The sequence below is a fragment of the Minwuia sp. IMCC3060 genome, assembly GCF_029909435.1.
In the GTDB taxonomy this organism is placed as follows: domain Bacteria; phylum Pseudomonadota; class Alphaproteobacteria; order Minwuiales; family Minwuiaceae; genus Minwuia.
In genome coordinates, this window is record NZ_CP123782.1 from 1,950,599 (window position 1) to 1,962,844 (window position 12,246).

Here is a 12,246-nt window from a genome sequence, read left to right on the forward strand (position 1 = left end):
ACTCTACCGGTCGTTGACCGGCGGTTCGAAGGTCTCGAGCTGCTGGTTCGGATCCACCGGTTCCAGGAACATGCGCCGCAGGATACCTGGCGCCAGCGCCGAGAGCGGGTTCACGGTAATGGTCGGCCTGGCCGCCGGACCTTCGATCAGGTAGGTCACGCCGAAGATGCCGTCATCGCCGCCCAGGATTGTCCCGATCAGCGGTATCGCCCCCAGCACCCGGGTCAGCGAATAGGCGGGTATGACGTTGCCAACCAACCGGATTTCCTCTGTTTCCCGGTCGACATAGCCATCGGCCGTGATCCCGAGTGCTGGACCGGTGGCCCGCGCGCCGCTGAAGCTCAACCGCGCACCGTCATAGCGAAACGGAACATCGGCCCGCACGAATCCCAGCCCTTCCCCCGACATGGCCTGGCCGATCCCGGTCAGGGAGGCGAGGGAAAGCAGGCGTGCGGCTGTGGGAGTCTCCGTCAGGCGGAAACTGTCTATCCCCAGCAAGCCCGTGGCCTGCCCGTCCGGGGCGATGCTTGCCGTGATCTGCAGCTTGCCCCCCCGCAAGGCATCGGTGAGGTCCAGCGCGGAGAGCATGGCGCCCGCATCACCACTCTCGACCAGCAGATCCCTGGTCCCCACGCCGCCCGCCGTGCCGGGCTGTTTCGGCGTCACGGAAACCGAAAGCGGCTCCGTTCCCCCGACCAGCCCGCTGGTCTCAAGCCGCGCGAGATGACCATCAACCAGAGAGAGTTGTCCGCTGGCGCTGGTGATCGTCAGCGCTGGATCAAGCCGCAGGCTGCCAAACGTGAAAGCCGCCTCGAGGTTCAGTTCGGACGGCTCATCCGATGATGATTCCCGAGTGATGCCGACGAAGGGTTCCGCATTCAGTGACTCCGCCGCGATATCCAGTCCCCAGGCCGACCCGTCAAGGCGGCGAAGCTGTCCGGACAGGCGATCATCCCCCAACTGCAGCAGCTCGATCTCCAGATTCTCCAGGCCGCCTGCCAGCGAGCCGGAAACCGCACCCCGGAACGTCAGATCAGGGGCGGACACTTCCACCGCATCCAGACGTATGACGTTGGATGGGGTACGAAATACCTGGAACGCGGCCTCGGCTGGTGCGCCGGGCATCTTCCGCCAGACGCCGCCCGGTGGCTCCAGTCCCGTCTGGACGAGATCAAGGTTCACCGTTGCGGCAATGACGCCATCATCCTTGATGTGTATGTCGGAGCGCAGACCAACCGCGCCAGTGATCCAGTCCGGCACTTCAAGGCCAAGTCGCGTGAACGAGGCGCGGTCCATGCGGCCCCCGACGCTGAAATGCTGTCCGAAACCGTCATCCGGCCGGAACTCCTGGATCCAGCGCAATGCCAATGGCACATCGTTCAGTTCACCGGCTCCCTCCACGGCCAGACGTTCCGCATCGACACGAAGCGCCAGCGCATCAGCCGTGAACCGCATGCCGCCATACAGTCCTTCCGCCGTGACATTCCGCACATGGGATGCGGCTGCAATGCTGATCTCTTCCAGCTTCGTGTCCGACGAGACGGGCAGCGAAAGGCGTACCCGGGTGGCGGCTTCGCCAGTCATGCCGGAAACATCCGGCGCACCGCCGACGGAGCGGGCCAAGGCACCACGGACGGAAGCCGCCACGGACGCGGCAATTGTCCCCTCCCCCACGAACTCCGTCGTCAGCAGCGGTGCGGCCTTGCCGAAGTCGTCAATGCTCAGGACGCCATCGGACAGTTTCAGACCGGCGCTCCGGCCCTGATCCATCGATACCTTCAGGGTCCGCCCGGTGACCGCCACCGCGCCCTTGCCGCCCGTAATGTCGTCATAGGGTTCGTAGAGGGCGACGCGCGCGTCCCGGAACTTCAACTGGACGTCCAGCGACGCATCAGGCGGCACCTGCAGCGACCAGTGCTCCGGTCGCATGTCCAGGTGCGCCCGGACCTGATCGGCGCGACCGCCAAGCAGATGTGCCTCGATCCATTTCCTTGCGTTGGCGGCGCGATCCACGGGCCAGTAGGCCGGAATCAGCACCACGGGCAGATCATCGCCCTCGATCACGATATCAAGGTCAGGGCCAGCATCGGTTATCGCGACCCGCCCGCTGGCCTGGGCCTGCACGACACCTGAATCATAGTCGAGCCGGTCGACTGACAGGACCAGCGAAGTCGGATCGAAGACACCTTTCAGTTCGGCTCTGGTGACCGGCACCGGCGCGGCAAGAATGCCGGGCAAGGCGATCTGGCCGCGACCGGCAGTCAGTTCCAGCCGGATCTTCTCGGCAGTGCCCTCGGCATTCACCTGGACGGAAACACGCCCCGAAACCGGAAACTGGAACCCCAGCAATGGTTTCGGGCCCGACAGGGCCTCCGACATTTCGGGGATCGAGAATGGTTCGAAGTCGATGTTGGCCAGCGTGAATCCGGTCTCCCGGTTGATGATGAGTCCGACATCGAGCGGCAGTTCCAACCGTCCCGCCTCCAGAACCATCTGTCCCTCGACGAGGACTGAACGGGACGCGGCGCTGATGGAGATGCTGTCAACGCGCAGCAGGAAGAACCGGTTCCGGGCGACATCGTTCAGGACAATCTGACTGTCCCGGAGCACGATACGGCTGAGCCGCGAGAACGGCCCGGTGTCACCGTCCCCCGGTGCGAACAACTCATCCAGCAAGTCATTCATCGGACGCAGGGCGCTGTCTGCTTCCCCGTCATCACTGTCCGTACCCGCCAGTCCGAGTTCGAGGCCGCCATCGACCTTGCGCCGAACATCGAGCATCAGCCCCCGCAGCTTGACGGTCCGCAGTCTCACTTGGCCCTGCAGCAGGGAAGCACCATCGAACGACAGCGCGGCCTCGGGCACGCTTGCGACCTGGGTGCCATCTGCCGAGGTCAGGCCGGCGTCCAGAACCTCAAGATCCAGCGCGCCTGACTCCCCGTCCCAGACGACCTGCACGCTGGTGAAATGCAGGGTATTGCCGTTCGGCAGTTCGCCGATGCGTTCCTGCAGCCAGGGAGTCATGAAACCAAGTGCGACCGGTCCTTCGGACAGACGCCAGGCCGCGACGATACCGGCGGCTGTGCTGACCGCGAAGACGGCACCGAGCAGTGCCATCAGCAGCATGCCGAGACGGCCCGCAATACCGCGTTTGCGGGTACCGCGACGACGCGTACGCCTGCCTTGACCGGACCGCGCGTGGCGCTCAGGGTTGGTGGGACGGTCGTGTGGACCCGATTGTTCCAGCTCAGGAATCTGACTTGACCTCTTTTGCCGACAGCATCATCGAAAAGCCACTGGTGGACAATGCCGACGCCGTCGCACGTTCGCGCGAGAAATGGCTGTCTGCGGGCACGTCTGACGGTGGTGTGACAGCCGAGGACCGGCAGAACGTCATCGGACATCCGCACATGGGTGAACTGCTGGATGGCATCTTTGGCAACAGCCCCTACCTGACCGCCCTGATTCACCGGGAGGCGGATCTGCCGGTGTCCCTGTTGCAGGTCCCCGTCGAGACCCTGCTGGAATCCGAGATGCGACAGCTGGAGAGTTGCTGGTCGGACCCGGCCTCCTTCCGACAGATGGCGGGAAGCCTGCGCCGTATCAAGCGCCGGATCGCATTATTGATCGCCATGGCCGACACCGGCGGTGTCTGGACAGTCGAACAGGTGACGCAGGCCCTCAGCAACTTCGCTGATGGCGCGGTTCGGAGTGCGCTGCGATTCCTGCTCAGGCAGGCCGAAGCCGAAGGCCACATGAAGCTGGCCAATGCCGATGACCCGGCTGAAGGGTCAGGACTGTTCGTCATCGCAATGGGCAAGATGGGTGCCGGTGAGCTCAACTATTCCAGCGACATCGACCTGATCGTCCTGTTCGACGAACAGGCGGCTCACGCCCGCGCACTCGAAGCCCCCCGGGAGTTCTATCCGCGCATGATCCGGAAGCTCGTCCAGCTCATGCAGGAACGCACACCGGAGGGGTACGTGTTCCGCACCGATCTGCGGCTGCGCCCGGACCCGGCGGCCTCCCCGCTCGCACTATCGTCGGAGGCGGCGATTCTCTATTACGAGACACTGGCCCAGAACTGGGAACGCGCGGCGATGATCAAGGCACGCATCGCCGCCGGAGATCTGGTCGCGGGCGCAGGCTTCATGGAGGAGATCGACGCCTTCATCTGGCGTCGCAACCTCGATTATGCGGCAATCGCCGACATCCAGTCGATCAAGCGCCAGATTCATGCCCACAAGGGCCATGACCGGATCACCGTCGCCGGTCATGACATCAAGGTCGGGCGTGGCGGCATTCGGGAGATCGAGTTCTTCGCCCAGACGCAGCAGCTGATCTTCGGGGGCCGGGATCCGAGCCTGCGCAACCGCAGGACAATCGAGGCCCTGCACCTGCTGGTGGCAGCCGAGCGTCTGGAGCCGGATGTGGCGGAGGAAATGGCACAGGCATACCGCTTCCTGCGGCGCATCGAACATCGCCTGCAGATGCTCGATGACAGTCAGACGCAGGTGCTGCCGAAATCCGATGAGGCGCTGCGGCGGCTCGCCCGCTTCTCCGGCTTCGCTGACGCGGATGCCTTTGCCGAAGCGCTGACCGCGCAACTGACCCTGGTCCATGATCACTATGCCGACCTGTTCGCGGAGGCCCCGAGCCTGGCGGCAGATCGCGGCAACCTGGTCTTCACCGGCACCGATCTGGATCCGGGTACGGTCGAGACGCTGAAACAGATGGGGTTCCAGTCACCCGAAGGGATCATCGAGACCATCAAGGGCTGGCATGCGGGCCGGTACCGGGCCACCCGGACCTCCCGCGCGCGCCAGTTGATGAACGATCTGGTCCCGGCGCTGCTGAAGGCGATTGCCGCCACGGCCAATCCCGATGCGGCCCTGCGACGCTTCGACAGTTTCCTGAAGCAACTGCCGGCCGGCATCCAGTTCATGTCGCTGCTGCATGCCAATCCGGGACTGCTGCGTCTGCTGGCCCGAATCATGGGAACCGCGCCGGGGCTGGCTGAAACACTCAGCCGCAAGGTGCACCTGCTCGACAGTCTGCTGGAACCCGGCGACGACGATCTGCTGGACCCGCAGGCCGCGCTGGATCGGATTGCCGTCGAGCAGTCCCATGCCGAGGATCACGAGGGTGAACTGGACGCCGTCAGGCGTTTCGCGAACGAACGGAAGTTCCGCATCGGTGTCGACCTGCTGGAGGGGCGGATCGGCGCCCATGTGGCGGGCGAGGGACTCAGCCTCACCGCCGATACCGTTCTGCAGGACCTGCTGCCCCGTGTCATCCGGCAGGTCGCGGTGCGCCACGGCACCGTCGCACCCGCCGGCATGGCCGTGATCGCAATGGGCAAGCTGGGGGGCCAGGAACTCGCGTTCGGGTCCGACCTGGATCTCGTCTTTGTCTATGACGACGGGCAGGACGTGCAAAGCTCGGACGGGGACAGCCCCCTGTCGATCGGCCCATGGTTCACCCGCGTCAGTCAGCGCTACATCACCGCCATCTCCAGCCTGACGTCGGAGGGGATGCTGTACGAAGTCGACATGCGGCTGCGCCCGTCCGGCAATTCCGGCGCCGTCGCGGTCCCGCTTTCCGCCTACGCCAGCTACATGCGGCAGGATGCCTGGATATGGGAACTGATGGCGGCGACGCGGGCGCGGGTCATCACCGGCCCCGAGTCGCTGGTGTGCGACCTGAACCGCGTCCTGCATGAAGTGGTGACGCGGGAACAGGATGCGGACGAGTTGCGCAACAGGGTCCGGGACATGCGGGCACGGATCATGGCGCACCACGGCACCCGCGATATCTGGGGCGTGAAACATGTTCGCGGCGGGCTCGTCGACCTGGAGTTCATGGTGCAGTACCTGATCCTGGCCAATGCCCACCGCCATCCCGGGATCGTCAGTGGCAATGTCGCGACCGCGCTGAAGCGGCTGGGCGCGCACGACCTGCTGGACGGGGCGGATACCGGGTCACTGATCCAGGCCCATGCCGATCTGCAGGGGACCCAGTCCCTGCTGCGGCTCTGCTTCAGCGGCAAGTTCACCGAAGAAGCAGCCTCACCGGATTTCCGCAACCTGCTCGCCCGTCTCATGGGAACGGAATCATTCGACGGTGTGCGCGAAAGGCTGGTTGAAACCCAGACGCTGATCAGTGACGTATATGATCGGATTGTCGGTCGGGACTGAGCCGGACCGGCACGCATTCAGACTGCGGCGACACCCGTTTCGCCGCCACAACGACGGGAGAATCGAAGAACATGACTGACAGGGTCGATACAGGCGACAAGGCACCGGGGTTCAGCATGCCGACCGACAGCGGCGGCACGGCAAGCCTTGATACAATGGGCGGCAAGGCTGTTGTCCTCTACTTCTATCCGCGCGACGACACACCGGGCTGCACCAAGGAAGCGATTGCCTTCACGGGCCTGATCGGCGACTTCCGCGCTGCGGGCGCTGAGGTCATCGGCGTCTCGAAGGATACCGTCGCGAAGCACGACAAGTTCAAGGCCAAGTACGAACTGGATGTGGTGCTGGCCGCCGACGAGGATGGATCGGTCTGCGAGGCCTATGGCGTCTGGGTCGAGAAGAGCATGTACGGCAAGAAGTCGATGGGTATCGAGCGTTCGACATTCCTGATCGGCGCTGATGGCAAGATTGCCAGGACCTGGCGCAAGGTGAAGGTGCCGGGCCATGCGGAGGAAGTGCTGGAGGCCGTGAAGGCCCTTTGACCCCTCCCATTCCCGAAACCATGACGGCGGCGGCGGCGGCGATCCTCTCCATCCCTGACGCGGTGGAGAAGGCCGGGGCGGCGCGCCGCCTTCATGCCGACTGGCAGGCGGGACGCTTCGCTGTACCTGGTCAGCCGGATGCCCCACGGCGTCCGGCCCGACCGGCCCGCCCGGAACTGCTGCCGCCCCGCGAGATGCCGCGACGGCGCAAGGGCGGCACCCGCGCCACCCGTATTGCGCTGATCCACGCCATCGCGCACATCGAACTCAATGCAATCGATCTGGCGGTCGATCTGGTGGCACGCTTCGCCTCCCCGACCCTGCCCCGGCGATTCTTCGACGACTGGCTGCAGGTCGCGGATGACGAGGCCCGGCATTTCCTGATGCTGCAACAGCGCCTGCGTGATCTGGAAGCTGACTATGGCGACCTGCCGGCTCACGACGGTCTGTGGGAAGCGGCAATGGATACGTCCCACGATCTCGTGGCCCGGCTGGCCGTTGCGCACATGGTACTGGAAGCGCGCGGACTGGATGTGACACCGGCCATGATCGATCGGATGCGGCGGCTGGGGGATGAGGAGACCGCGCAGGTCCTGTCCGTCATCTACCGTGACGAGATCACGCATGTGGCCACGGCGACACGCTGGTACGGCGCACTGACCGGACTTGCCGGGGCGGAACTGGAACAGCACTGGCACGCGCAGGTGCGCGCCGGTTTCCGGGGAAAGCTGAAGCGTCCCTTCAACGAGTCCGCGCGACGTGAAGCCGGCATGGAGCCGGACATGTATGAGCCCCTGGCCGATCCCCTGCCCGGCATTGATGCATGATCGACACTGTCAATTGTTTTTTGTCGTTGAACTGATCGTCTGATTTGCGTTTTATCCAGATCATTCCGGCATCAGGGTGGCTTGGCCGGACAACATGATTGATCGTCGGACCGTTGCAGACCGGAACCGATGGCGAACCAATGCAGGAGGTTGGCGCGTTGGCGCACTTGTGGGACCGCGTTCGGCACCTATTGCCGGAACGCAACGTCATTGTGAGGGTGGACGCGCGGGTCCGATACCTCACCATCGGAACCGGGCTTCAGGTCAGTGTACTCGTTGCGCTTGCGACGCTTGTCGGCTGGATGTCGTACGCGACATTTGATCGGGAGCGGCGCGCGGACGTCATTGCCCAGCAGCAATCGACCATTGTCGATCTGGAACGGCAGCGCATGCGGCTGAACGGCATGCTGGCCGCCACGCAGGCACATTATTCCAATGCAACAACCGAAATAGAACGCCAGTACGGTGAGTTGCGCCGACTTCTTGCGACACGAAGTGAACTTGAAGGAGAGCTGACTCAGGCGCAGATCCGGTTGGCAGCAGTCGAGAACGACTACCGCCGGACACGCTCTGCATCCGCCGAACTGGATGACGAGGTCGCAGCCCTGAACCGACGCCTGAACGCGCGTCTCGCCGCGAGCCAGCTTGTCGAGCAGCGCCTGGTCGAGATGTCGGCGGCACTGGCGGGCGCCTCGAACGGCCTGCAACTGCAGACACATGCGCGGCGGGACCAGGCACAGCAGATCAGCGCCATGCAGTCGGCCCTGAATGAAACCACGGAAGGCATGATCGCCCTGCGCCAGCAGTTGAAGGATCGCGGGCGGCAGCTTGCCTCCACAGCCGACGCACGGGATCTGGCCATGTCGGAGGCCAGCAGGCTGGCCATCCAGCTTGGTGTCCTGCGCAACGATCTGGGCGATACCCGTCGCAGCAATGCCGACCTGCGTCGTCGGCTGGCCGCGACCGCTGATGCCCTGACCAACACCCATCAGGGCCAGGTCCTTGCCGAGCAGCGTGGCTCCGCCCTCGCCGGTCTGGTGGACAACCTGGAAATGCGTCTCGACGATGTGCGGCAGAACCAGCTCGTGCTGTTGCGGGGCGTGGGCGAGCGTGCGCGGCGGAACATCGGCACGCTGACCCGCACCCTGCAGCAGACTGGCCTGCCGCTGGACAAGCTGCTGGCCGCGGCACGCGATGACAGTCAGGGACAGGGTGGTCCGCAGATCGATGTGGCCATCGATGCGCCTGAGGACAGCTTCGAGCATGTGGTCGGCACGCTGGAGCAGGACCTCGCCCGTTGGGAAACCATGCAGGTGCTGCTGGAGCGTGTGCCCCTCGCCCGCCCGACGGTGGTCGGCTACATCTCCTCCAAGTTCGGCACGCGGAAGGACCCCATCAACGGTCGCCGGTCGGTGCACAAGGGCATCGACATAGCCGCGCCGCCACGGACACCGATCCATGCCACGGCACCCGGCATCGTGACATTCGCGGACTGGAACGGCGCCTATGGCCGGATGGTCGAGATCGACCATGGTGCCGGATTCATCACCCGTTACGGGCACTTGCGGTCGATCGACGTCAAAGTGGGTGACCGGGTCGCTTTCCATGATCAGGTAGGTAGAATGGGGTCGAGCGGTCGCAGTACCGGCAGCCACGTGCACTACGAGATCGAGTTCCAGGGGGAGCTTGTCGACCCGGAGCAATTCCTGAAGGCAGGACGCAATGTTTTCAAAGTCGAAGACGCCAAGGGCTGAGGCCGGTCGCAAGACCGAACCTTCGCCTCCTTCCATCATCAGTCGCGGCCTGGAGATCACAGGTGACATGGTCACGGATGGCGAGGTGCATATCGATGGCCGCGTCATCGGCGACATCAAGTGCGGCAAGCTGGTCGTCGGTACGGGTGCCGCGGTGGAGGGCGAGGTGCGGGCGAAGCACGTCGATATCCGGGGCCAGATCAGCGGACGCATTCATGGGGATGTCGTGACCCTTGCCAGCACGGCGCGGGTCGTTGGCGACATCTGGCATTCCTCCCTCGCCATGGAGGCGGGTGCCCATCTCGAAGGCCAGGTCCGCAAGGCGGATGGCAAGGGCATGATGGACGAGCCGCTGAAGGCCATTCTGCGCACGAAGCCCGATCAGGATCCGGCGCCGACCGTGAAACCGGTCAGCATCGACGGTGACCGGGTCGCCAGTGCGTCCTGATGATCGTCAGCAGCAACGCCTGATACCATGACCCAGAGTCCAGAAATCATCACCACCGTGCGCCAGTTGCGCGCGCGGGTCAGCGGTTGGCGGCAGTCCGGCGAGAGCGTCGGCATGGTTCCCACCATGGGCTTCCTGCATGACGGACACATGTCCCTGGTGCGCAATTCCCGCGCCCAGAACGACCGGACCGTGGTCTCCATCTTCGTCAATCCGAAGCAGTTCGACCGCGCCTCCGACCTGGAGGCCTATCCCCGCGACATGGATCGTGACGCAGCCATGCTGGCATCCGCCGGCGTCGATGCCATCTGGTCGCCGTTGCCGGACGAAATGTACCCGTCCGGGTTCGCCACCAGCGTGGAGGTTGCCGGCCTGACGGACTGTCTCTGCGGCGCGACGCGGGCCGGTCACTTCGGCGGAGTCGCCGTTGTCGTCACCAAGCTGCTGCTGCAGTGTCTGCCGGACCGGGCCTACTTCGGCCGCAAGGACTACCAGCAGCTGATGGTGGTACGGCGCATGGTCGAGGACCTGAACATCCCCGTCGATATTCGCGGCATCGACACGGTGCGGGAGGCGGATGGCCTCGCCATGTCATCGCGCAACTGGCATCTGACCGAGCCGGAGCGTGCCGTCGCGCCGCAGCTCTTCAGCATCCTGACGGACATTGCCGAGACCGCGGGACGTGGTGAGGATGTGCGCGGCTCCATCGACAAGGGGCTGAAGCGACTGGCGAAATCCGGGTTCGGCCAGGTGGACTATCTGGAAGTCCGCGACGCCGAGACGCTGGAACTCAGCCATCGGCCAAAACGTCCTGCACGCGCCTTCGCAGCCGTCTACCTCGGCAAGGCCCGCCTGATCGACAATGTACCGGTCGATACGCCGACCTGACGGACCTGCCGCCGCTCAGCGATAGACCAGCGATCCGTCCTCCAGATCAGCCTTCGGCAGGATGTCCTTCTCCGCGAAATAGTCATGCTCGAACAGCCACGGTTCGTGGTCACCCTGCTTCGGCATCCGGTCCAGGCTGCGGCTGACATAGCCGGGATTGAAGTTCTCGGGATCGATGAAGGGGCCGAGCTTCATGCCCTGATCCTGATCCCGCAGTTCCGGGGTCACGGACTTCGCGTCCTTCGCCGCCATATGGTTCAGCAACCGCGTCACGAAGGCGGAGATCAGATCCGCACGCAGGGTCCAGCTCGCCCGGAAGTAGCCGAAGACCCAGGCCATGTTCGGGAAGTCCGAATACATGAAGCCGCGCCAAGTGATCCGGTCGGCGAAGTTCATCGGCTTGCCGTCGATGGTGAAGGCAATGTCGCCCAGGATCGCCATGTTGAAGCCCGTCGCCGTGACGATGATGTCGGCCTCCAGCTCGTCCCCGGACTTCAGCCTGATGCCCGTCTCCGTGAACGTGTCGATCCGGTCGGTCACCACGGACGCCTTCCCCGACTTCAGCTTCTGGAACAGGTCCCCGTCCGGGATCAGCGCCAGCCGCTGCTGCCACGGGCGGTAGGACGGGGTGAAATGCTTGTCGATGTCGAAGTCGTCACCCAGATGCTCCCTCGCCATGGTCAGCAACTGCTGCTTCACCACCTCCGGCGTATGCACTGCTGCGGCAGTGATCATCCGCTGTTCCTTCAGGATGTTGCGGCGCACGATCTCGTGCGTCCACTCCTCCGGAATGTCCAGGCTGCGCAACTGCTCCGCCAGTTCGTTGACGTTCGGGCGGGCCGCGAAATAGGTCGGGGACCGTTGCAGCATCGTGATGTGCTCGCAATCGTCGGCCATGGCCGGGATCAGTGTCGCGGCGGTCGCGCCGGAGCCGATCACCACGACCTTCTTGCCCGTGTAGTCCAGATCCGCCGGCCAGCGCTGCGGGTGCACGATCTGCCCCTTGAAGTCCGCCATGCCGGGGAAGTCCGGCGTGTAGCCTTCCTGATGCTTGTAGTAGCCCTGGCACATCCAGAGGAAATTGCAGGTCATCTCCACGGTTTCACCCGTTTCGTGCTGCAGGACCTCCAGCGTCCAGGTCTGGGTCTCACTGGACCAGGTCGCGGTCCTGACCTGGCGCTGATAGCGGATGTGGCGGCGGATATCCTGCTCGTCCAGCACCTCGTTCAGGTAGCTCAGGATCTTGTCGGCCCGCGCGATGGGCTTGCCGTGCCAGGGCTTCCAGCCATAGCCGAAGGTGAACAGGTCACTGTCGGACCGGATGCCGGGATAGGTATGGGTCAGCCAGGTCCCGCCGAAGCTCTCCTGGTTCTCCAGCAGGGCAAAACTGCGTTCCGGGCAATGCTGCTGCAGATGGTAGGCGGCATCGATGCCGGAGATGCCGGCACCGACAATCAGTACATCGAAGTGTGTCGCTGCCTGATCTGCCTCATGCCGAGCCGCAACATTGACGTTCATGCCCAAATCCTCCCCAAGCTGGCCACAACAGACCGACGTTAACTGACCGCCGGTCTGTTACGTCCTTCATAT

General features: G+C 64.3%; 8 protein-coding genes. 6 read left to right on the forward strand and 2 right to left on the reverse strand.

Going from position 1 to position 12,246, the window contains the following annotated elements; translation table 11 throughout:
• Positions 1-3: 3 nt before the first annotated feature.
• On the reverse strand, positions 4-3,117 hold the full coding sequence (locus tag QGV54_RS09155; protein WP_281017145.1) for a DUF3971 domain-containing protein: 3,114 nt from the start codon (positions 3,115-3,117) through the stop codon (positions 4-6).
• Positions 3,118-3,260: 143 nt separating this feature from the next.
• Between QGV54_RS09155 and QGV54_RS09160 the strand changes: the two genes are divergently transcribed.
• The 6 genes from QGV54_RS09160 to panC all read left to right on the forward strand — a co-directional run bounded on the left by QGV54_RS09160 (position 3,261) and on the right by panC (position 10,656).
• Positions 3,261-6,197 (forward strand): bifunctional [glutamine synthetase] adenylyltransferase/[glutamine synthetase]-adenylyl-L-tyrosine phosphorylase, encoded by a 2,937-nt coding sequence (locus QGV54_RS09160; protein WP_281017144.1) that lies wholly within the window; start codon positions 3,261-3,263, stop codon positions 6,195-6,197.
• Between the two features lie 71 nt (positions 6,198-6,268).
• Positions 6,269-6,739 (forward strand): peroxiredoxin, encoded by a 471-nt coding sequence (locus QGV54_RS09165; RefSeq protein ID WP_281017143.1) that lies wholly within the window; start codon positions 6,269-6,271, stop codon positions 6,737-6,739.
• Positions 6,736-7,566 carry a ferritin-like domain-containing protein gene (locus QGV54_RS09170; RefSeq protein ID WP_281017142.1) on the forward strand — a complete coding sequence of 277 codons (831 nt, stop codon included), beginning with the start codon at positions 6,736-6,738 and terminating at the stop codon, positions 7,564-7,566. The genes QGV54_RS09165 and QGV54_RS09170 overlap by 4 nt, the downstream gene beginning before the upstream one ends.
• A 218-nt stretch (positions 7,567-7,784) precedes the next feature.
• On the forward strand, positions 7,785-9,320 hold the full coding sequence (locus QGV54_RS09175; RefSeq protein ID WP_281020139.1) for a peptidoglycan DD-metalloendopeptidase family protein: 1,536 nt from the start codon (positions 7,785-7,787) through the stop codon (positions 9,318-9,320).
• Positions 9,289-9,768 (forward strand): polymer-forming cytoskeletal protein, encoded by a 480-nt coding sequence (locus QGV54_RS09180; RefSeq protein ID WP_281017140.1) that lies wholly within the window; start codon positions 9,289-9,291, stop codon positions 9,766-9,768. Before QGV54_RS09175 ends, QGV54_RS09180 begins: the two co-directional genes overlap by 32 nt.
• A 27-nt stretch (positions 9,769-9,795) precedes the next feature.
• Positions 9,796-10,656: a pantoate--beta-alanine ligase gene (gene panC / locus QGV54_RS09185; RefSeq protein WP_281017139.1), complete on the forward strand. Its 861-nt coding sequence runs from the start codon at positions 9,796-9,798 to the stop codon at positions 10,654-10,656.
• A 15-nt stretch (positions 10,657-10,671) separates the two neighbouring features.
• On the opposite strand, the gene QGV54_RS09190 is transcribed toward panC, so the two are convergent.
• Positions 10,672-12,174, reverse strand: a complete 1,503-nt coding sequence (locus QGV54_RS09190; protein ID WP_281017138.1) for an NAD(P)/FAD-dependent oxidoreductase — start codon at positions 12,172-12,174, stop codon at positions 10,672-10,674.
• Positions 12,175-12,246: the final 72 nt, after the last annotated feature.